Below are 23,553 nucleotides of genomic sequence, written 5' to 3' on the forward strand. Positions count from 1 at the left end.
GGGGTGCTTATTATGGCAAAATCATCTTGGATTCGAAGTAAAAAATTAGCTTTAGGTATTGCCGTAGCTTTAGGCTGCAGTCTGATGAGTGTTACAAGTGCTGAACAAACTGAGGCGCATTTTACGGCTCCCATTACCGGCGACATTGAAAAAGATGTTACTTACAGCGGTATTTTGGAAGTGCCTGCTAAGAATAACAACGTTTATACATTTACCAAGGATAGCAGCATTACTGTTGACGGTGCTGCTGCCCCCTTCACTATTCAGGATTTGAACAGTAAAGATTATAATGTGCAGGCGGCAGCGGTCAATATGGTGCAGGGAAAGACCAGCCCCAATATTTGCATTGCAGCTCCTGCTAATAAGCTGACTTTAAGTGTTAAAGCCTCCGGTGATAATATCGGCGCCGGTATTTTGCAGACCACCGGTCTTGGCACTTTGCAGTTTGGCAGCAGTAAATATGGTGCAATAAAAGAATTGAACATTAATGTCAATGCTGATGCCGACAATACAAAAAAATCTTATGGTATCTGGCGTGCAGCTACTGATAATAAGACCAGAACTATTACTTTAACTGCTACCGATGGCCTGAATATTAAAGTGGACAATCCTAATGGTGCTTATGGTATAGCTGTATCTATACCTGAGGGAATGACAACAGACAATAAATTTTATAACAATAGCGGTATTACGGTTAATGGTGACGTAAATATCACAGTAAGCGGCAATAAAAAAGCTGCTGATGTATTGGAAAACAGTGCGGGACTTTTTGTTGACAGTAATCATGCCAAGATAACCTTGAACCATAAGGGTAATATTATTTCTGATGGAAATGGTATAGTTGTTGCACCTGTACACAATACTCCCAACTATAATAATCAAGCCATTACTGTAAAAAAAGGAGGTACTATTAAGCTTATTCCGACGACTGATGGTAGTGAGCGTTATGCAATTTATAATACCTATGGCAAGGTTTTTTATGGCGCAAATTCAGTTGGCGGCTTGAACAGTCAGACTGGTGCTGTGGTATTGGGTACCGGTACTCAGATAGGCGGAGATGTCTTTGTTGGTGACAATGAAAAAAATATTGTCTACTTAGGGTTAAGCGGCAAAGATTCCTATTTGAACGGCGTAATTAAGGAAGAAGGAAAATTCGGCAATGTGTTGATGATTCTTAATGATGGTGCCGTATGGAATAATAGCGCTGCCAATACAGGCAATAAGGGTACCAATACAGTATTGAATAATTTTAGCGGTATTAACGGTATGTTGCATCAAAGTGCCGATAGCGGTGATGTTACAATTAAGAAATTTGACAGCCATCTGTTTAACGTAGCTTATGAGCATGATAAGAAGGACCCGTCAAAAATTTTAGGTGGCAATTTCACTATTGAAAAAGCTATAGAGAACAGTGCTCTCAATGTTTTTACTGACTATGATGCCAACCTGAATACAGAAGCTGCCAGAGAGGCAACACTTAACGCTTTGGCAAACAAAATTTATTATACAGGCTATGCAAGCGGCGAAAGAAATTTAAATGGTACCGTAAGTATTGCGGAAGGTCTTACAACCAGCTCTGCCAGCAAGTATTTCGCCGATATGAGCTTTGATGATACTACAGGTCAGGGCTATCTTGACAAGGAAAGCAAGGTTAATGAATACGTTAAACCTGCGGAACAGGGTGCCGTAGAATTTACCAAGGCTATAATCGGTGATGTTTCTCTGACCAAAGAATATCAGGATGCAGGTGTATACGACAACGGCAACTATGTTTTTACCAAGGATATTAAAATCAATGTTGATCCGGAAGGTAATAAATTAGTAGCAGGGCCTTGGCTGTATACCTTCAGCTCCGGTATTTTCAGCGGTTATAATCAGCAGAATGTGAATGTTGACCTGAATGGTCATAGTATGGATTTAAATATAGCTACCGACCAAAGTACGACTGGCATTGCTGCAGTAGGTGCTACCGGCAAGGTTGAAATTTTCAACCCCGGAGCTATGTCCGTTAAAGCTGTAAGTAATAAAGGTGCTCAGACAGCGGCGTTGTTTGTGAATGGCGGCGGTCAGCTTTATATCCATAATGGCGGTGAGAATTTAGAGAAAAAGGTTCTCACGGTTCGTGGCAGTACCACTAACAGCACCAATGGCGCTGTTATCAAGTCTATGAATGGTGCAAATGGTGAACGCTCCTGGCTGAAGGTTGATGGTTTGATTGATTTGGAAGCAGATACTACAGACGGTGTTGGTATGGCCGAAGGCTTGAGTGCTGTTGCATCTACTATCGATGTTGGCGGCGGCAGAATTATTATGACGAAAGCTGGGCAAAATCCTGGCCTAAATTTTGGCGGCGGTGCGGAAAATGCTGCTATCCGTGCTTATGGCGAATTTGTTAGTACCAATTATGGCATTGTCAACGTCAATGTTATCAAGGATGAGGATTCTCCTACCGGTAACGCTATTGCGGCCGGAAATAATACTACGCAGATAGTAGGTAACTTTTCAACTGTCGGCGGCATGGGCACCAAGGGTAAAATCAATGTTGGCCTGAATACACCTGATTCCTATTGGGTAGGTAATTTTGTCGCAGGTGGCGGTTGGGGCGTAACACCCGGTGATTATGGCATAGTAAGCCTGTTTATGGGCAATAAAGCTAAATGGATGGGCAAAGCCTCTTATGCTACTAAACTGCTGATGGACAGCGGGGCAACGTGGGAAGGTTATTCCTTAAACAATGCTGTTGATGCAACAATCAAGAATGGTGCTGTTTGGTACAACTTAAATGATACAGAGCAGCCTACTTCGTTGAAGTCTTTGACTGGCGGTGCTACGCAAGCAGCTGCAGGTACTGTTGATATGACGCATGACGGTGTTGTAGATACAACTATTGAAAATTTTGGCGGTCATGTAAACGTTATTTATAAGCATGCGGCGGACGATGCAACAAATATTCTTGGCGGTAACTTTACTATTAATCACGCTGCTGAAGGCTCTGCTGTTACGCTGACAACAGACAACAGCGGTTTTGATGTGCATAAAGCAGATGAAACAAAAGCTGTATTGAGCAGCCTTGCTAACAAGCTTTATTACCAGGGTGCCGTAGATAATGCGGAAGCTAATCTTGACGGTTATGTGCAGATAGCAGAAGGGCTAACCGCTGCATCTGCCGGCATGAAGCTGGCAGATGTTGAGTTCTCTGCTGATAACGGACAGGCAAGTCTGGTAGCAGATACTATCAGAACGCCGGATGCGAAGATTATTTATGGCAGCAGTGAAACTGCTATGATGAAGGGTGCAAAATCTGCTATGGCCTCCGGTGCGTTGATGTGGCGTGCCGAAAATAATGACTTGCTGAAGCGTATGGGTGATTTGCGTCTGGATGATGGTGAAGCAGGCATCTGGGCTAAATACTATGGCGGCAAATACGAGATGGACAGTCAGAATACTGACCTTAATCTGAAATACAATGCTTATCAGGTAGGCTTTGATAAGGCTGTAGGTAACGGCTGGTCAGTTGGTTTGGCAGTATCCTATAACGATGGTGATTCCAATTATGGCATTGGCAAAGCTGATCTGAAGGATACAAGCGTAGGTTTGTATGGTACCTGGAAGGGTAATGATGGTCAGTATGTAGACCTGATTGCCAAATATACCCGTATGGAAAATGACTATGATGTTGCCAATGTTTATGGTCACAAGCTGAGCGGCGATTACAAGACCTGGGGTACCAGCATCAGTGCAGAATATGGCAAGCGTTTCGAAAATGAAAGCGGTTTCTACTTTGATCCGAGCGTAGAGCTGACACTGGGACGCATCAACGGCAAGGATTACAGTGCAAACAGTGATTATTTGGACACCTGGGGCAAGAGCAGAGGCATGCAGGTACAGCAGGATGCCTTTAACACATTGGTAGGACGCGTAGGCTTCCGTCTTGGTCAACAGACTGAAAAGGCAAGCTATTTTGTAAAACTTGCAGCAGCACATGAGTTTAAAGGTGAATTCAACAGCCGCTTTGCAGCAGAGGGTGAGCCTGAAGGCAGAACCAGTATCGACTTTGGCGATACCTGGTATGAGGCACAAATCGGCGGTACTGCTAAGCTGAGCGACAACAGCCTGATTTACGCAGACTTTGAACGCAGCTTCGGCGGTGACGTTGAAGAGAAATGGCGTGTAGATGCCGGTTTGAGATTTACGTTCTAAATTATAATTCCTTGGCATTGTGTCTTTGAAGACATATGTATAAAACAGACAGGAGCTGAAGCTATAGCTCCTGTATCCAAAAAATTTATTTTTGGGTAAGGAGATGTACAAAAATGAGTAAGAGTAAAAAAAGCTTAATGAAAACAAAACTAGCCTTAGCTATTGCCGTAGCTTTAGGCTGCAGCCTGATGAGTGTTGCAAGTGCCGCTACCTATGATATGACGAGTAGCGAATATGCCGGCGGCATTACCTGGAGCCATGCGGTAAACGGTGATCAGATTGGTAAAAGCTATCAGGATCCGGATAGTTATATGTTTGGTTATGATAAGGCGACTGGACAGGTGCTTGGCGGCGATATTACTATGGCTACCGATATGCGCTATGAAGAACCCACTCCTTGGGGTGGCACGCAAGTAAAAGGTGTTACTGTTTTTGCTAATCTTGACGTTAAGGCTAGCGATTTGCCTGATTGCTCTTTAGCAACAGTAGAAAAGGTTAATGCTGCTGTTTTGAAGAAGCTGAAGCCGGCTGAAGGCTTACTCCACTATTACGGCTTTGACTACGTATCTATTCGCATTCTTGACGATGACGGCAAGGTAGTGCGCGTATCTGAAGTGAAATTTGCTGATGACATGAGCAGTACAGCTAATCTGACCGGCGGTACCTATAAAACAGTTTTAAGCAATGACAGCAGCAATAAGGAATATGATATCAAGCAGGTTGATACTACGCATGGTTATGCAACAATCCCTGCAAACACCTGGTATGTTGGCGGAAACGATAGCCGTTATGGACTGACTGTTGCTCCGGACCTTTCTAAGGAAACTATAAAGGCTGCTGTACGCGGTGCTGAAAAGGATTTATATGTTAATAACGTATTGGGCTCCAGTACCTGGAACAGTGAGATAACCATTAAAGCCGAGGGAAAAAATACAGATAGAGTTTATGGCGTCTACAATGATCAGAAGGGCTTGGTACATCTGAAGAATGCCAAGATGACTATCACTGCTGACGGCAACGAGCAGAGCAATGCTGCCTATGCAGGTAATAATGCGGATTATACAAGCAATATCATTTTGGAATCTACTGCTGACAATAGTGTTGGTGTAGCGCTGAAGGCGAACGGCAATGTTCTCGAAGCCGGCAAGAATGGCGTAATCGACCTGACATCCGGCCAAAGCAGTTTGGAAACTGCGACAGGCAATTTGTTGTATGCTCATGATGGTGGCATTATCAACGTTGGACATAAGACAAAGGGTACTGCCGGGCTGAAAATAACAATGGGTGACAGCAGCAAGTATTTGGCATTGGCTGAAAACGGCGGTACGATTAATGCAGGTGTCAGTGTTGAGCATCTTGACAGTGTAGATTATGATAAGGCTACTGTTTTAAAAGGAAGCAATAATGTTACCGGCAATATGAAGGCAGATGCTAACAGTAAAATTAATTTTGGCCTCGGCGGTAAGTACAACTACCAAGGTGATGCAGAGGGGAATGTTAATTTGTATTTCACTACAGGAGCAGGCTGGGAAGGCAATGCTATAGGTGAAGATGTTGCTTTGGATTTGGGCAGCGACACTTTTTGGAATATTACCGCTAACTCTGCACAGCATTTAAAAGTACATAATGGTGGTGACTCTGCTTCTAAGAGAAGCTTTATTAATGTTGGTGAAGGCAATCTGACGATTGATAAATACTCCGGCAATACAACCTTTGTTTATCAGCATGATGCAGCTGATGCCAGCAAGATTCTTGGCGGCGATTTGACTATTAACAGCGCTGAGACGACTAAGGTTCTCAGCACAGGCGTTGGCTCTGAGAAATATCAGGTATCAGAAGTACCATCTACAGTGTATCTGCAGACTTCCACCGATGGCATAGATACTACAGATGATGCTGCAATCAATTCCGTGCTGGATAATCTGGCCAAGAAGCTGACATACTCTGCTTATGTTAACGGCGAGCGTAACTTAAGTGGCAGGGTAGAACTTGCGGAGGGCCTGACGAGTGCTTCTGTAAGCAAATTCTACAGCAATATTACCTTTGACGCAGCCAGCGGACAGGCTAAAAAAGAGAATGAGCTCTTTAAACCGTTTACAGGTATTATTTTTGGTAATGAAACATCAGATGCGAAAAACGGGTATGCTGACCAGATCAGCGGTACCGCTGTCGGCAAGGATTTAAAATATACCTTTAATGATGATACTCTTATTGATGTTAAGCTGAACAAGGATCCGCGTAGCTTCGGATGGGGCGGTCTATATTGTGCAGCAATCAACAACTACGGTGACCGTCCATATCAATCTTCACCTGCCTATACTAAGGGCGGACCGAGCTATACTATCGATATGCAGGGACATGACCTGAATGTAAACTTCAGCGCTTTCCCGGCTTCAGGCTCTACCGGCAGCCAGCCAATGTGGACTGCTGCAGCTATCGGCGCTTACCGTGATGGCACGATTACGATTGATAACCCCGGTGCTGTCAGCATTACCTCTACTAATAACTATTATTACGGCAGTGCTATCAGAGCCTCTACTGCTGCTGCTGGCGCAACCGGTGCGCATGTTATTATCAATAATGATAACAGCAAGGAGCATGCTGTCAAGATTCGCGGCGGTATCGATACTCCGGGTTATCAGCTGAACTGGCGTGCGATTGAGGTAACGACGCAAAATGGTACTAAAGCAGAAAACGGTAACTCTGTAGATATCAAGGGCCTTGTTGATATTGATGTAAATAATTGTGCATCTTTATTTGCTCGTGGCAACTATGCGACGATTGACATCGGCGGCGGCCGCATTGTTTCTCATAATTATTCCTCTATCTTTACTGCTGGTAAGGAAGCTTTGATTAACCTGAATATGCAGAAGGATGCAGAAGGAAACGTTATAGATGCAGGCAACAATTATCTGCAGATTGAAGGCGATGTTTCGACAGCTACACCGTATTGGGGTTCTAATGGTACAATTAATGTCGGTCTGAACACTGCTGATTCTTATCTGAAAGGTCATTTCTACGGCGTTGGAAACAATAATCTGTATCTGCGCAACGGTGCCGTTTGGGATAATATGCCTGCTGTAACGCATAACTGGGCTGGCGGCACCTATAGCACTAACAATATTGTCAGCAATATTAGCAATCTTTATGGTGGTGCAGACAGCGCTCATGCCGGTAATATTTATCAGCATGAAGCCAAGGACATCAATATCCAGAATCTGTCCGGTTATGTAAATGCATATCTGGCACATGAAAACGGTGAAGACGGCAATGCAAACTTTGATGCTCTTGGCAACATTGTTGTAGAAAAAGCAACCAAGACAGATGGCAAGAATGCCTGCATTACGCTCTTTACTGACCGCAATGGTATTGATACCAGCGAAAATAATGAAGTAGTAAATACCTTGACTGCTTTAGCTAAAAAGCTGGTTTACAATGAAGCTATAAATTCTCCGGAGGTTGATACTGAAACTGAAACTAGTGCTATGGATGGCTCGACACCGGAAATCAATCTGGATGGCAAGGTTGGTATTGCCGAAGGCCTGACTGCAGGTTCCGTAGCAATCCGTCTGGCAGACCTGGACTTCAACAAAGAGAACGGTGAAGGCAGCCTGATTGCAGGTAGCATTCATACTCCTGATGCTTACGTACCAATCATGTACGGTAGCAAGGAAACCGCAATGATGAAGGGTGCAAAATCTGCTATGGCTTCCACCGCAATGCTGTGGCGTGCAGAAAACAATGACCTGATGAAACGCATGGGCGACCTGCGTCTGTCTGAAGGTGAAAGAGGCTTGTGGGCAAAATACTACGGCGGCAAGTACGAGATGGACAGCCAGAATACTGATTTCAACCTGAAATATAATGCATATCAGTTAGGCTATGATGCAGATGCAGGCAACGGCTGGACAGTCGGTGCAGCAGTATCCTACAACGATGGTGATGCTACCTATGGCAATGGCCGCGGTGACCTTTCCGCTTACAGCGCAGGCATCTATGGTACCTGGAAGAGTGAAGACGGACAGTATGTTGACATCATCGCCAAGTACAGCAAGCTGGATAATGACTACAAGGTATTCAATGACGGCGGTCACAAGCTGAGCGGCGATTACAAGACCTGGGGCACCAGCATCAGCGCGGAATATGGCAAGCGTTTTGAAAATGACAACGGCTTCTACTTTGATCCGAGCGTAGAGCTGACCTTGGGACGCATCAACGGCAAGGATTACAATGCACACAGTGATTATCTGGACAGCGTTGGTGTGAAGAAGGATATGCAGGTAGAGCAGGATGCGTTCAATACGTTGGTAGGCCGCGTAGGCTTCCGCCTGGGCCAGAAGCTGGATAATGCAAGCTACTTTGTAAAACTGGCAGCAGCACATGAATTCAGCGGAGACTTTGACACTACCTTCCGTGCAGTGAACGAGCCTGAAGGCAGAACAAGTATCGACTTTGGTGATACCTGGTACGAAGCACAAATCGGCGGTACAGCTAAGCTGAGCAAAAACAGCCTGATTTATGCAGACTTTGAACGCAGCTTCGGCGGTGACGTTGAAGAGAAATGGCGTGTAGACGCAGGCTTAAGATTTACGTTCTAATAATTAGTTTCCTTGACATTGTGCCATTTAAGGCATATGTATAGAGCGGGCAGGAGCTGAAGCTATCGCTCCTGCCTCCACTCAGTTTTTATTTTTGAGTGAGGAGATGTACAAAAATGAGTAAGAGTAAAAAAAGCTTAATGAAAACCAAACTTGCCTTAGCTATTGCCGTAGCTTTAGGCTGCAGCCTGATGAGTGTTGCAAGTGCTGCCAGCTATGATATGAGCAGCAGCGAATACGCAGGCGGCATTACTTTGGACAGCAAGACGTATCCCAACAAAGCACAGGTCGGTTCATCTAAAGTAAAGCCTGATGTTTTCAGCTTCAGATATGATAAAAATACTGGCAAGATAGTTGGCGGAGACGTCAATGTAACCTCTGATGTTATGTCCAAACCGGTATTTGCTTCTTTAGAGGTAAAAGCAAGCGATTTGCCTGACTATACTAATGCGACAATCAATAAGGTTCTTAATGGGCTGTTAGATAAATTTGTTCTTACGGATTCTGCAAAAGCATCGTCTGCCTATTATTTTTTAAGGGGATATTCACAAATCAAAATTGTGGATGATGATGGCAATGTAATTCGCAGTGCATTTATTATAGTAAAAAATAATGCTGACCGCGATAAGTATTATTTCTATAATGGCAGTGCCGGCACATATACTAATGTTTTGAAAAATGATAACAATCCTTACTATGATATATCGTCAAGCGACCGTACTACTCTGAGTCCGACTTACGAGGAAGTGAAGATACCTGCAAACACCTTGGTTTTCTATGGTGACAACAAGGATATGCAGTTTACTATTCAGCCTGACCTGTCTTCAGAAAGCTTAAAAGCTGCAGTACAGGGAGCAGATAAGGATTTGTACATAACTAATGCTCCTGTTAATGTTAAAACGCAAAAACCTAGTAACGGCTATACTGTACTCAATATTAATGCTATAGGTAATGCTGATGATACTGTGTATGGTATTTACAATGATAAGTCCGGTATTGTCAGCGTCCAGTCAAGATTTTTTAATATGAATGTCAGCGGTAATGACAAGGGCAGTGCTATTTATGCAGGCAATAACGGTACAAACGAAAGCAAGGTAAAAGTTAAGGTTGCGGCAGCGGCTACAGACAGAATTAAAAATAACATTACTGCAACAGGCAACATTGCAGAAGCCGGTAAAAACGGTGTTGTTGAGTTCAGTGCTGAAAATAATACTATAATCAGCAGTAGCGGCGGCAATATTTTCTATGCACATGATGGCGGTAGAATCAATGTCCTGAAGGGTGATAAAGATTATCTTGGCATAGATGTCAAGAGCGTAGCGGACGGAAAATATCTTGCATTGGCTGAAAACAAGGGCGAAATCAATTATGGTGTAAGCAGTACTCATTATGACAAGCTTGATTATGATGCAATAAGTGTTGCTTCCTCAAATGGAAATCTTGCCGGTGATATGAAAACTGATGCCGACAGCAAGATAACCTTTGGTATTAGTGGCACCGGCAGAGCGTATACGGGCAATGTTTCCGGTAATATTTCCTTATACGCTTATGATGGTGCAACATGGAATGGTGCGATTTCCGGTGATGACAACAATATCAATCTTGGTTTTACCGGTAATTCCGTGTGGAACATTACCTCTGATGCTAAGCAGCATGTAAACAAGCTTACCTCCTCTGATGCTGTCAGCAAGAGAAACTTTGTAAATGTCGGTGCAGGTGATATTACTATTGATAAGTATGCCGGTAATACTACCTTTGTTTTCCAACATACTGCTGAGAATCCGGCAGATTTGACGGGTGGTAATGTTACTATTAAATCGGCAGTGCCTTCTGATATCCTTTCAACCGGTATTGGCGATGGTACTGAAACAGAGGAGGTTTTAGGTCATTCCGATTCAACGGTATATCTGCAGACAGCTGCTGACGGTATAAATACGGAGGATACAGGGCTTGTTAATCAAGTACTGGATAATTTGGCTAAAAAGCTGACCTATTCTGCATATGTAGATGGTGAGCGTAATTTGAGCGGCAGAGTAGAAATTGCCGAAGGCCTGACAAGTTCTTCTGTTGCTAAGTATTATAGTAATATTACCTTTGATGAGAAAACCGGTCAGGCTAAAAAGGAAGAAAAAATATATAATCCATATGTTGGAGTAATGTTCGGCGATGAAAAGGCGGACTCAGCGGCAGGCTATAAGGACGTTATTAGCGGAACAGCTGATGGTAAGGATTTGAAATACACATTTAATGATAATGCGATGGTAGAAGTAAAGCTTAATGAAATGCCGAAGGGTGTCTGGGGTAAAACATTGTACTGTGCTGCCATCAACAACTATGGTACTGCTCCTTATAAATCCAGTGCGTTTACAGCTAAAGGCGGACCGTCCTACACTATTGATATGCAGGGACATAATTTGAGCGTTGTGTTTAATGCTTTTCCGCAGCCAAACAGCACAGGCGATCAGCCTATGTGGACAGCAGCTGCTATCGGAGCTTATAGAGAGGGTACTATTACGATTGATAACCCCGGTGCAGTTTATCTGGAATCCAGAAACAACTACTATTATGGCAGTGCTATCAGAGCGTCTACAGCTGCTGCTACCGATACCGGTGCTCATGTTATCATCAATAACGATAACAGCCGTGACCATGCTGTTACTATCCGCGGCGGAATTCCTACTCCTGCTTACGAACTTGACTGGCGTGCATTGGAAGCAACAAGCATGTTTAACGATGCGACTAAGGAAAACTCCAATACTATTGATATCAAGGGACTTGTAGATATCGAAACCGAAAAATCTGCAGCTATTTTTGCTCGCCAGGGATATAGCAAGGTCAGTGTTGGCGGTGGTCGTATTTTTGCGGATAAGCATGAATCTATCTGGACATCCGGAGAAAACACCATGGTTAATGTTAATGTTCTTGAGGATGAGAATGGTAACGTAACCGGTGCAGGTAATAATTATGTGCAGATTACCGGTGATGTACGCACTTCCACTGATTTCTATGGTGAGGGCGGTACTATTAATATTGGCCTGACTACACCTGATTCTTATCTGCATGGTCATTTTTACGGACCGAGAGATGAAAATACTAAATTTAATAACAACCTTTGGTTGTCCAACGGAGCTGTTTGGGATAACAAGGGATTGCTGTTCCATCCGTGGTCGGGTCCGGAATATACTACTTCTCACGAGAGTGTAATTAGCAGCCTCTATGGTGGCAATACTGCGGAAACAGCCGGTAATATTTATCAAAATGAAGCCAAGGACATCAATATCAAAAATCTGTCCGGTTATGTAAACGCATATCTGGCACATGAAAATGGTGAAGACGGCAACGCAAGCTTTGATGCTTTGGGTAATATTGTTATTGATAAGGCAACTAAGACTGACGGCAAGAATGCAGGCATTACACTCTATACCGACCGCAGCGGTATTGATACCAGCGACCAGGATAAGGTAGTCAATACACTTTCCGCTCTGGGAAGAAAGCTGGTTTATAACGAAGCAGTTGCTACTGAGGATAATCCGACACCGGAAATTAATCTGGATGGCAAGGTTGGTATTGCCGAAGGCCTGACAGCAGGTTCCGTGGCAATCCGTCTGGCAGACCTGGACTTCAACAAAGAGAACGGCGAAGGCAGCCTGATTGCAGGCAGCATTCATACTCCGGATGTATATGTACCTATCATGTACGGCAGCAAGGAAACTGCTATGATGAAGGGTGCAAAATCTGCTATGGCTTCCACCGCAATGCTGTGGCGTGCAGAAAACAATGACCTGATGAAACGCATGGGCGACCTGCGTCTGTCTGAAGGTGAAAGAGGTCTGTGGGCAAAATACTACGGCGGCAAGTACGAGATGGACAGCCAGAATACTGATTTCAACCTGAAATATAATGCATATCAGTTAGGCTATGATGCAGATGCAGGCAACGGCTGGACAGTCGGTGCAGCAGTATCCTACAACGATGGTGATGCAACCTATGGCAACGGCCGCGGTGACCTTTCCGCTTACAGCGCAGGCATCTACGGTACCTGGAAGAGTGAAGACGGACAGTATGTTGACATCATCGCTAAGTACAGCAAGCTGGATAATGACTACGAGGTATTCAATGACAGCGGTCACAAGCTGAGCGGCGATTACAAGACCTGGGGTACCAGCATCAGCGCAGAATATGGCAAGCGTTTCGAAAATGACAACGGTTTCTATTTTGATCCGAGCGTAGAGCTGACCTTGGGACGCATCAACGGCAAGGATTACAATGCGCACAGTGATTATCTGGACAGCGTTGGCGTGAAGAAGGATATGCAGGTAGAGCAGGATGCGTTCAATACGTTGGTAGGCCGCGTAGGCTTCCGTCTGGGGCAGAAGCTGGATAATGCAAGCTACTTTGTAAAACTGGCAGCAGCACATGAATTCAGCGGTGACTTTGACACTACCTTCCGTGCAGTGAACGAGCCTGAAGGCAGAACCAGTATTGATTTTGGCGATACCTGGTACGAAGCACAAATCGGCGGTACAGCTAAGCTGAGCAAAAACAGCCTGATTTATGCAGACTTTGAACGCAGCTTCGGCGGTGACGTTGAAGAGAAATGGCGTGTGGACGCAGGCTTGAGATTTACGTTCTGATTTCTCATCTGTATAATATGTAAAAAGCAAGGAAGGGGGAATCCCTGCCTGCTTTAGAAAGTCGAAAAAGGTCGCTGCAAAGCGGCCTTTTTGATTATGGAAATTAATTAAGCTGTTAGCATGAATATAGCCAGATAATAAGCCAAGCACTGCGACACGTTGTGTTGTATTGCTTGGCTTTTTTTGATGATGTATAAATCTTTTATAGCTTATATGCAACCAGTTTCTGTACTTAGTATTTAGATTTGCAGAGGATTAAATGGTACTGTCAATAGTTTTGCGCAAATTTCTTCAGACATCCTAGCAGAAGTTTAGTATATAAGTTTAACGGTTAGTGCACTTCACCGTTAAATATCAACTAGCTTCTGCTTGAGATACCTTTGCTTATTAAGTTAGCTGTATTTTAGTTTATGGAGTTAATTTTGTTTTGGCTTCATAACATTATTGTTACGTCACGCAGCTTTTTTATCTTCCATGCGGGATACGAAGATGGTGCCTGCAAGGTCACCAAGGCAGTTGTTGGTAGTAGTACCCATATCAAAGATATGATAGAATGCTGCAATAATACCAACGATTTCAGTAGGTAAGCCAAAGGCCTCAACCATGATAAACAGTTTTACGATACCGCTGCCAGGAATACCGCCGCCACCGGTAGAGAGGATAGCAGACATACCTACGATTTTCAGCATTGTAGGAATATCAAGCGAATGTCCTACGACCTGAGAAATGAAGACGATTACGCAGCCATAAAGGATAACGCTGCCATCATAGTTCATCTGGGAGCCTAATGGGATAGTGAAGCTGGAAATACGTTCCGGAACACCGAATTTTTCCTTAGCAACTTTAATGTTTACAGGAATGGAAGCTACGCTGGAACAGGTTGTTAAGGTATAAATCCAAAGCTCCATGGAATCTTTGATGAAGCGGAAGGGATTAATACCGTTAGAAATCCAGAGAATACCGCCGTAAACCAAAATAACGTGAATGATGCACGCAAGATAATAGGTACCCGCTAAATATGCCATGCTTGTAAATAGACTTGCACCATATTTAGCAAAGGAATCAGCCATAAGGAAGAAAATACCGATAGGAGAAGCCTTCATAACCATGGTGATAAGGGAGAATACCATATCACTTACAGCTGCAAAGCCTTTTTTTAACATTTCTTTGTTTTCTTCATTTGCAACTTTCATGATAGCAATACCGAAGAATACTGCAACAATAAGGGTTTGAAGAATGTTGCCTTTAGTGAAGGTAACGAAAATGTTAGTAGTAAACATATCAGTAAAGAATTTTGCCATAGTTATGCTAGTGGCTGCAGCAACTTTTTTCGATGCAAGACCGGTAAAGTTAGCAATTTCGCCGGGACGGATAATTTCCGTGACTGTAAGACCAATGACAGTTGCTACAAGTGTTGTCAGCACATAGTAAGCTATAATGTGACCAGCAATTCTTCCTAAAGAACTTAAATTCTTCTGAGAAGTGATACCGGTGATGATAGTAAAAAATACCATTGGAACTACAATCATCTTTACGCAGTTAAGCCAGATGGTACCGATGAAGGCTACTTGCTTCATTATATCACCACAAATAAGTCCGGCTAAGGAGCCGATAATCATGGCAACAAAAATCTGAGTCGTCAAACTAATTTTCTTTCCACCAATAGTCATGATGCGTCCTCCTTATAAGCTTTTATCAAGCTCCAAAATAATATTTGCAGCAGCTTTGGCATCTTCTGCCGTAATACCTTTGTAATATACTAAACGCACGCAGGTTTTGAGCACTGTTTTGATTAAAAGGCCCTTTTCTTTTGCCATTTCGCAGAATCTTGAGGGCGATACTGAAGCTCCTGCCAAATCCAAAACCAGAATGTTGGATTGCACTTCTTTTTGCAAGGAAATATGCTGTAATTTGCCTTGTAATAAAGAGGCTGTTAAACGTGCATTCTCAATATCCTCAATCATGCGGCTGATGTTATGCTTGAAGGCATAAATACCGGGTGCAGCAAAAACACCGCCTTGGCGCCATCCGCCACCCAAAATCTTACGAATTTCTCTACCTTCATCAACTTTGGCTTTAGTAGAGCACATAAGAGCACCAACAGGAGCGCCGATACCTTTAGAAATGCAAACCATTACAGAGTCTACGTATTGGCAGATTTCTTTTGCGTTTACGCCTAGGGATGCAGTAGCATGGAAAAGTCTTGCTCCATCCATATGAATTTTGGCTCCATATTTATCTGCCACAGCACGGAGCTTTGCCATCTCCTCTACGGGAATTACATAACCGCCTGAAAAATTATGAGTGTTTTCTATGCAGATTAGTTTTGCTCCGCTTTCCTTCAAAAGGTTATCAATGGCATCAATATCAGGAGTGTTATTAGCATTAAATGGATATTTTATGGGCTCCATACGACAAAACTGATCGGAGAAAAGGAACTTTTCGGTTAACAACATATGCTGCTGTTCGTGTACCAGTACTTTTTCGCCAGCTTTGGCCCATAAGAGAGCACCTACAGTATTAGCGAAAGTTCCGGTAGGACAAAGCAAGGCTGCTTCTTTACCAGTAGTTGCCGCTACCAGATCCTCTAATTCATTGATAGTCTTATCTTCACCACGATTATTTTTGTCAGTACGTCCATCATCTCCGAGCGGAGCTGTTAAAATTGCTTCTAGCATTGCTCGGTCAGGCATTGTAAGGGTATCACTTCTTAAATCAATCATGTATTCACTCTCCTTAAAAAATATAAAAACCTCTAGTTTTTACTCTAGAGGTTATAGTCTGGTAATAGCTATAATGCTCTGTCCTTTGGCCTGAGAGACTCAAGAATTACTTCTTTTCCACCTTCGGCGCCCATAAGGGACTCTCCAGAGTTGTGCAAAGCTTTCTACTGAAATATTGAGAAATGGTGCTTTGCACTGCATATCAATCACTATATATAATATATCTTATAATCAGTGACTTGACCAATACTAAAAACTATGTTTTAATATACAAAAAAAGCTATATTATTTTTGCCGGAAATAGCTTGTTAACAGTGTTTTTCGATGGTATAGCAGAAGTAGAAATTAAGTTGTAATTATTTGTGTATTTATTATTCATGGTATTGGCGAGGCAATTATGGAAAGAGTTATGGAATATATTTTGGCTATTGCAAAATTCAAAAGCGTATCCAAGGCAGCAGAAAATTTATTTATCAGCCAGCCTGCCTTAAGTGCAATAGTAAAAAAAGAAGAAAAACGACTGGGTGTTGAACTTTTTGATAGGCAATACAAGCCTCTGCAGCTTACAAATGCAGGAACTATATATGTTAATGCAGCTAAGAAGATAAAAGATATTGAAGAAAAAATGCTTTACGACTTAAATTGTAAAGAGCAGAATGGTGTTAGAAAAATAACAATAGCAAGCTATGCTTTTTTGTTTACGCATTTTCTTGCGAATTTTGTTGAGAAATTTAAATCACAGCTTTCACGTGACATAGAGATAGAGCTCATTGAGAAGCGTACTGAGGAAGCGCTTCCAGGAATACAGAAAGGCATTTACGATTTTGCCATTACGACTCATCAGAGGCGCGTTAAAGGCTGTTCTAGTGTACCTTTATTAAAGGAAAAGGTAATTATTGCCGTACCTAAAAGCTATGCGATTAATAGTTACATAAAAAAATACGCTTTAAGTTATCAGGATGTAGTTGCCGGAGCTGCAAACAGTGATAAGTATAGCAGCGTTTCCATCAGTTATTTTGCTGATTATCCTTTTATTTTACATGTAAAAACTAAAGAAATGTATCGTAGGGCTCGCAAAATATTCCGCAATAGCGGCATTAATCCTAAAGTTGTTTCATATATGGAGGATTTTCTGTTAATGTATTTCGTTGCGAATTCCGGTCAGGGGATTATTTTTATGCGAGAGGCTATGATACAATATATGGAGCCATCAGATAAGCTGGTATTCTATAAAGTAAATGATCCGGCAACAGTATATAATGTTAATGTGTATTACAGGAAAGAAAGTGAAAATAAAAAAGAAATAAGAGCATTTATAGATAGCTGTAATTCTTATTGGAATGCTAATTATAGTGAGGAGAGCTTAACATGAATATAACAGTATATCTTTCCTCGTCGACAGGCAATCATTCTAACAAAAAGTCCCTGGCCTTACCTTATGTAAAGTCAGGGATTTATATTATCTGCAGCCAGATTTGTTTTTATATAAAAAAGATTGAACCAACAGGCCCAAGTGATGCGACTTACAATGCCGCACTTATGCCTAAGGGTTCAAATCTTGTTTATCGTATTTAGTTATAAGGATGACAGTTCGGACATCCGCTGCATCACTCCGGAGTACGAGCATCAACGGTTGATGCCAATCGACACTCTTCCAACAATTAAATTATATCATGTGATTTAAAGCTTGTAAATAAAACTAATGTTAGCGGATTAAAAAATATGATAGAAAAAACTTTTATCGAGGATGAAATAGCGGAAAGACAGGCTAACGGTGAAAGCTACGACGATTTGGAAGAGCGGCGTAATGATGTGCAGGACGAAATAGAAAATATCAAGGATGAGGGCTGAGGCTTTCGGCAAAATCCGCACATAAACTTTAAGCTCGCAAGTGAGTAAGTTTTTATCAATGGCAAAAAAAGCGTAGCTGTTATACATGCATAAAGTATGTTGATAGCTGCGCTTTTCTTGTTGCTTGTAACGCAGAAAAAACTTATTTACTTTTTTTTAGAGTGTATTCACTTATTTGACATAGACAAAATCTGTCGTTGACGTGTGATATACTAAGGATAAATCAGTGCTTAAGTGAAAAAGTAACACTGAATTGTCAGCGTATTTTTGGGAATACTGTTTAGCGGAATTGCTGCGGAAGGAGGGTGCTGCTCATGGCTTTTAATGAGTTAATAAAAAACTTTGATAATATACGGCAGCTGATGCGTGATTTTTATGTCTTTGGCTTTAAGAGCAGAGCCGATTTTGCGGATAAAAGCGCACGCAGCTATGACAACGAACGCAGACGCATCGAAAGCTGGCTGGGTGAGTATATGTATTTCCGCCAGAATGTCGGCGGTAAGAACTGCTTTATTTCTGTAGACAGCAGAAAAATCCGGCATAATCCTTTTTATAAAGCATTAAAAGCCAAAAGCTTTACGGCGAATGATATCATGCTGCATTTTTTCCTGCTGGACATTTTGCAGCCGGGGGAAAAATTTACTCTGACAGTGCAATATGACAAGGGCGATGAAACTGAAATGCTTTTCCGTGTGCTGAGCTTTGGGCCGACGGTTAAGGTGCGTGAGCCGGAAGCGTTTAAGGAGCTTATCAGGAAAAAGCTGAGGGAGCAAATGCAATGCAGCGCAGAATTTTAAGTGCGCATGTTTTTTTCCATGATTATACCTTGCTGCTGTGTCAAGATTAACATAACAACAAGCAATTTTTATAAAACAGAACAGATAATGGAGGAATAAGCATATGGAAAGATTTGTAAGCTATGAGAAAATGTCGAAAAAACAGCAAAAGATAGTCAACGCCTCCAAACGAGGCAACTGGGGAAATGTGAAGCCGATTACTAAGGTCAAGGCTTCGGCAAAAGTATATAATCGTAAGAAGAAGCAGAACTCCGGAGACTATGGCTATAGTTTCGGGAGTTTTTCTTTTGCGTGAGGCGGAGAGTTTATGAGTAAGAGTTTGAATGAATGGAGCAGATTTTTGGCGCTGGTGCTGCGTCATAAACCGGAAGCAGTCGACATTGAGCTGGATGTGCATGGTTGGGCGCAGGTGGAGGCGCTGCTGGTTGCCTTTAACCGGATAGAAGCATTTAATATGCTTATGCTGGAGCATATTGTTGCTGAAGATGATAAGCAGCGTTTCGCATTCAGCGAGGATAAGAAGAGAATCAGAGCGAATCAGTGGCATTCCATGAAGGTTGATGTGGAGCTTCGGGAGGCTGTGCCGCCGGAGCTTTTATATCACGGGACTGGCGTTAAATATGTTGCGAGTATCAACAGGCAAGGTCTTAGGGCGAAGCAAAGGCTGTATGTGCATTTATCCTCAAATACGGAAACAGCGCATAATGTAGGCAAAAGACATGGAGAGCCGTTTATCTACACAGTGTTGGCAGGCGAGATGGCAAGAGCGGGCTACAAGTTTTACCTTTCAGCCAACGGTGTGTGGCTTACGGAAAGCGTGCCCAAGAAGTTTTTACGGGATTAAGTAAGGTGATTGATATGAGAATTTTATTATTGATGCGTGGTGTGCCGGGCTCCGGCAAGAGTACGTTTATAAAAGAGCAGGGGCTGGAGCCTTATACATTGAGCGCAGATGGGTTACGCCTGTTATATGCTTCGCCGATGCTGAACAAAGCAGGCAGATGGTGCATCAGCCCGCATTTTGACAAGCAGATGTGGCCGTTTTTGCTGCAGACACTGGAGGAGCGCATGAAGCGAGGCTGCTTTACGGTCGTGGATGCCACCAATATCCGTGGCAGAGATATGACTGCGTATAAAAAGCTCGCCAATGAGTATAAATATCGCATTTATGTGGTTGATTTTACTGATATTACCATAGAGGAAGCAAAGAAAAGGAACCTGTTGCGTGAGGAATACAAACAGGTTCCGGAAAATGTTATTGAAAGAATGTATGCTCAGCTGGCGGATAATAAGGTTCCGTCCGGTATTACCGTAATCAAACCGCAAGAACTGGCGCAAATCTGGTACAAGCCACGCGATTTATCTGCCTATAAAAAGGTAATTCATATCGGTGATATTCATGGCTGTTATAAGCCGCTGAAGGAATATCTTGAGGCAATCAATCCGCAGAACTACTATATTTTCCTTGGCGATTATATCGACAGGGGCAGCGAGAATGCCGAGGTTCTGCAATTACTGCTGCAGCTTGCAGCGTTAGATAACGTTACACTGCTGGAGGGCAACCATGAGGCTAACTTGCGGGATTACGGCTTGCCGGATGGCATTGCTTCGAAGGAGTTCCGCATGCAGACGGCACCGGAGCTGGCGCAAGCAGGCCTGAGCAGGAAGGCTGTATATAATTTTTACAGGAAATTATCGCAGTGCTTCTGCTATACATATCAGGGGAAAAAGGTTTTGGTAAGTCATGGCGGTTTGGCGCGGATGCCGGAGAATTTATCCTTGGTGGCAACAGCGGAGCTGATTTACGGTACCGGCGTGTATGAGGATGCGTTGGACGTTGATATGTCTTTTGCTAAGCACGCAGCTGCAAACGAGTATCAGGTTCACGGACACCGCAATTATGAGGGTGTGCCGGCGGAGGTTAACGAGCATTGCTTTAATCTGGACGGAGCGGTGGAAATGGGCGGTCAGCTGCGGGCGCTGGAGCTTAGCGAGGATGGCTTTGTGACGAAGATGATTGCTTCGAGCAAGCTGCTATGAATATCAAAAGCTGAAATTGAAGCGAGCCTGGAAAATCAGATTTTTGGCATCACGAAGGCTTGCGTGTTATTGAAGCTATGTATCACCCGGAAAATTGTGTGGCAGATTTTTTTGGCTTTAATATAGAGTAATATAAAAAAGGACCTAATAATATTAGTTGATAGCTAATTTTATCAGGTCTTTTTGATTGCGCAAATTTTCTAAAGTAACGTTTAAGCAAATGCATTACATAGACAATGGCTTATGTACTATACGCTTCCGTATTTATATTTCTATAGCAGAGTGAATGAGTATCTGATTTATAGTAATTACGCCAAAGTACATAGTAAGTAGTTGGTTTTAGTATGCGCCTTTTATAGTACATATCAAAATAAAATTTATTTTGATTAATAAGAACAATAGTTATTGAAACTGAATTTATTATAAAGCCTATTAAGACTGTAATTGCAGTAGATAAAAAACAGTTGACTGCCATGCTGCTATTTGGTTTATAATACTGTCAACGATATAATATATCGTTAGTATTGCTACGAATAGAAAAGTAGTATTTGATATCAGAAAGGGGCTGTAGTATGAGTACTAAGCGAGTTAGTAGTACATTAATGATGTTATTTGTTTTAGGCAGTTCTATGAATGCTTTTGCACAGAATAATGATGTACTCGATGAAAATGTTGTTTTAGATGAAATGGTAGTGTCGGCTACACGCAGTGAAAAGAAATTATTAGATACTGCTGCCAGTGTCAGTGTTATCACTGATAAAGATTTAAATAAGATGCATATCAATAATTTAGATGAGGCATTTGTCAAGATTCCTGGAGTGTATGTAGGTCGTTTAAGCGGAATTGGTTCTACTCCTTCTCAGACAGTTATGAGAGGCGTAAACGCAGCGAATTCAGTAGCTGTATTAGTTGATGGTGTTCAAGTTAACGATTCCTATAATGGTTCCGTAACATGGTCTGCTATTCCTGTAGATATGGTAAAAAGGGTAGAAGTACTTCGTGGACCTGCATCTGTTCTTTATGGTGGTAACGCACTTGCCGGTGTAATTAATATTATCACTAAAGATGTGGATAAAACATCCGTCAATTTAAAATTGTCATATGGATCTAATAATACTCAAAATCATAGCTTATATGTTGCCGGAAAAGCCAGTGATAAATTAGATTTTAATGTTAACTATGAAAAGAAAAAAACAGACGGTTATATTACCGATCCGGTTTTGAGCTCTAAAGCTGTTTTTGGAGCTGAAACTACTACTACTAACACCGGAGCGAAGAGATGGATAATCGGTAATAAGGGTAAAAGGCAATGGGATGAAAACACTGTTGGAGTTGGGTTCAAATACCATTTCGATGAATCTAAATCTTTAGCTTTAGATTTTACTAAAAATGAATATGAGTATTCTTATTCTGCGCCCACAAGTTATTTTGGTGATGATATTATAAAGAAGGCAGGAACATATTTTTCTACTCCAGGTGAAAAAGCGTCTAATAAATATAACATGACCTATAATGATAGCGAAAATGGCTGGAAAGCTGTAGTAGGTTATAGTGATCAATACAAGCAGCATGATACAAGTATTTCTAAAGCAACTGATTCATCTAAACCAAATACCAGATTTTCTTTTGATTTACAAAAAAATCAAGTAATTTCTGCTAATAACAATGCAGTATTTGGCTTAAACTACAGAAAAGATAAGATGGATGCTACTGTCTATAAGCTGGCAGATAAGTTTAACAGTGACAGTAAGATAGCAGTGGATTCTATGGCTAGCGGAAAAAATAAATCTTTCTCTGCTTATGTTATGGATGAGCATAAATTTTCTGACAGATGGACAGCTACAGCAGGCTTACGCTATGATAAATGGTCTACAGACGGAAGAATTCTGTTACCTAATAAAACTGAAGCCATTAATTATGACGAGTCTACTTATGATAATTGGAGTCCGAGCTTAAGCGTTATGTATAAACCGGAAGCTGACAGCAGTGTATATTTGTCATGGGGTAAAGCTTTTGAAGCTCCGTCATTATATAGAATGTATTCGTCCAGTTATAGCTCCAATGTCTATAATATTGCAAATCCTAATCTTAAACCACAAAAGGCTGAGACTTTTGAATTGGGCTATAAGAAAGATTTAAACAATAAGTCTGCAATAGGTGTATCTGTTTATGATACAAAGTATAAAGGCTTGCTGTATAAAAACTCTTTAGGCGTGGTAGATGGTATGAATGCTACATGCTACCAAAACGCTGGTGAAGCAGAAGCGAAAGGCTTTGAACTGGAATTAAATCATAATTTTGATGATAAATGGAGTGCCTTTTTAAATTATACCTATCAAAATCCTGTAATAAAAAAAGCTTTAAAGGCGACTGAGAAGGATAAATATGTTACGGCTATTCCTAAAGAAGTATTTCGTGCAGGTGTTACCTATAGTGATGATAAATGGAGCGGCATGCTAACAGGAGAATACATAAGCAAACGATTCAGCAAAACAGATAACAGTGATACAGTTAATGGAGTTTATGGTTCATACGATCCATACTTTATTATGAATATGGATATTAGTTATTCATTTAACAAGAACTATACTTTAACTGCATCGGTAAATAATATTTTAGATATAGATTTCTTTAATTATTATTATCAACCTGGACGTACATATTCTGTAGAACTTAATTACAGGTTCTAATTTAATTATTATGCGTATGG

13 protein-coding genes and 1 riboswitch are annotated in these 23,553 nt (G+C 41.9%); of the genes, 11 read left to right on the plus strand and 2 right to left on the minus strand.

The window, feature by feature from the left end; genetic code table 11:
• The first annotated feature begins 12 nt into the window (after positions 1 to 12).
• The 3 genes from KAH19_RS08325 (at position 13) to KAH19_RS08335 (ending at position 13,432) form a co-directional block, all read left to right on the plus strand.
• Positions 13 to 4,200, plus strand: a complete 4,188-nt coding sequence (locus tag KAH19_RS08325) for an autotransporter outer membrane beta-barrel domain-containing protein (protein ID WP_210684193.1) — start codon at positions 13 to 15, stop codon at positions 4,198 to 4,200.
• Between the two features lie 113 nt (positions 4,201 to 4,313).
• Positions 4,314 to 8,798, plus strand: a complete 4,485-nt coding sequence (locus tag KAH19_RS08330; RefSeq protein ID WP_210684194.1) for an autotransporter outer membrane beta-barrel domain-containing protein — start codon at positions 4,314 to 4,316, stop codon at positions 8,796 to 8,798.
• 116 nt (positions 8,799 to 8,914) lie between these two features.
• On the plus strand, positions 8,915 to 13,432 hold the full coding sequence (locus tag KAH19_RS08335; RefSeq protein ID WP_210684195.1) for an autotransporter outer membrane beta-barrel domain-containing protein: 4,518 nt from the start codon (positions 8,915 to 8,917) through the stop codon (positions 13,430 to 13,432).
• Between the two features lie 452 nt (positions 13,433 to 13,884).
• Here KAH19_RS08335 and KAH19_RS08340 read toward each other — a convergent pair whose 3' ends face one another.
• Both KAH19_RS08340 and KAH19_RS08345 read right to left on the minus strand, forming a co-directional pair.
• Complete coding sequence (locus tag KAH19_RS08340) at positions 13,885 to 15,102, minus strand: dicarboxylate/amino acid:cation symporter (protein ID WP_210684196.1); 1,218 nt, start codon at positions 15,100 to 15,102, stop codon at positions 13,885 to 13,887.
• A gap of 12 nt (positions 15,103 to 15,114) precedes the next feature.
• Complete coding sequence (locus tag KAH19_RS08345) at positions 15,115 to 16,155, minus strand: low specificity L-threonine aldolase (protein WP_210684197.1); 1,041 nt, start codon at positions 16,153 to 16,155, stop codon at positions 15,115 to 15,117.
• A 68-nt stretch (positions 16,156 to 16,223) separates the two neighbouring features.
• Positions 16,224 to 16,313, minus strand: a riboswitch (glycine riboswitch).
• Between the two features lie 239 nt (positions 16,314 to 16,552).
• Between KAH19_RS08345 and KAH19_RS08350 the strand changes: the two genes are divergently transcribed.
• The 8 genes from KAH19_RS08350 to KAH19_RS08380 all read left to right on the plus strand — a co-directional run bounded on the left by KAH19_RS08350 (position 16,553) and on the right by KAH19_RS08380 (position 23,533).
• Positions 16,553 to 17,527 (plus strand): LysR family transcriptional regulator, encoded by a 975-nt coding sequence (locus KAH19_RS08350; protein WP_210684198.1) that lies wholly within the window; start codon positions 16,553 to 16,555, stop codon positions 17,525 to 17,527.
• Positions 17,524 to 17,730, plus strand: a complete 207-nt coding sequence (locus tag KAH19_RS08355; RefSeq protein WP_210684199.1) for a hypothetical protein — start codon at positions 17,524 to 17,526, stop codon at positions 17,728 to 17,730. Before KAH19_RS08350 ends, KAH19_RS08355 begins: the two co-directional genes overlap by 4 nt.
• 147 nt (positions 17,731 to 17,877) lie before the next feature.
• Positions 17,878 to 18,006 (plus strand): hypothetical protein, encoded by a 129-nt coding sequence (locus tag KAH19_RS10990; protein WP_256437800.1) that lies wholly within the window; start codon positions 17,878 to 17,880, stop codon positions 18,004 to 18,006.
• Positions 18,007 to 18,320: 314 nt separating this feature from the next.
• Positions 18,321 to 18,803 carry a WYL domain-containing protein gene (locus KAH19_RS08360; RefSeq protein ID WP_210684200.1) on the plus strand — a complete coding sequence of 161 codons (483 nt, stop codon included), beginning with the start codon at positions 18,321 to 18,323 and terminating at the stop codon, positions 18,801 to 18,803.
• Positions 18,804 to 18,906: 103 nt separating this feature from the next.
• A complete protein-coding gene (locus KAH19_RS08365) occupies positions 18,907 to 19,098 on the plus strand; it encodes a hypothetical protein (RefSeq protein ID WP_210684201.1) in 192 nt (63 codons plus the stop codon).
• 12 nt (positions 19,099 to 19,110) lie between these two features.
• Positions 19,111 to 19,647: an RNA 2'-phosphotransferase gene (locus KAH19_RS08370; RefSeq protein ID WP_210684202.1), complete on the plus strand. Its 537-nt coding sequence runs from the start codon at positions 19,111 to 19,113 to the stop codon at positions 19,645 to 19,647.
• 14 nt (positions 19,648 to 19,661) lie between these two features.
• Positions 19,662 to 20,843: a metallophosphoesterase gene (locus tag KAH19_RS08375; RefSeq protein ID WP_210684203.1), complete on the plus strand. Its 1,182-nt coding sequence runs from the start codon at positions 19,662 to 19,664 to the stop codon at positions 20,841 to 20,843.
• A gap of 572 nt (positions 20,844 to 21,415) precedes the next feature.
• A complete protein-coding gene (locus KAH19_RS08380) occupies positions 21,416 to 23,533 on the plus strand; it encodes a TonB-dependent receptor (protein WP_210684204.1) in 2,118 nt (705 codons plus the stop codon).
• The last annotated feature ends 20 nt before the right edge of the window (positions 23,534 to 23,553 follow it).

The organism is Phascolarctobacterium sp. Marseille-Q4147 (assembly GCF_017968825.1).
GTDB lineage: Bacteria > Bacillota > Negativicutes > Acidaminococcales > Acidaminococcaceae > Phascolarctobacterium_A.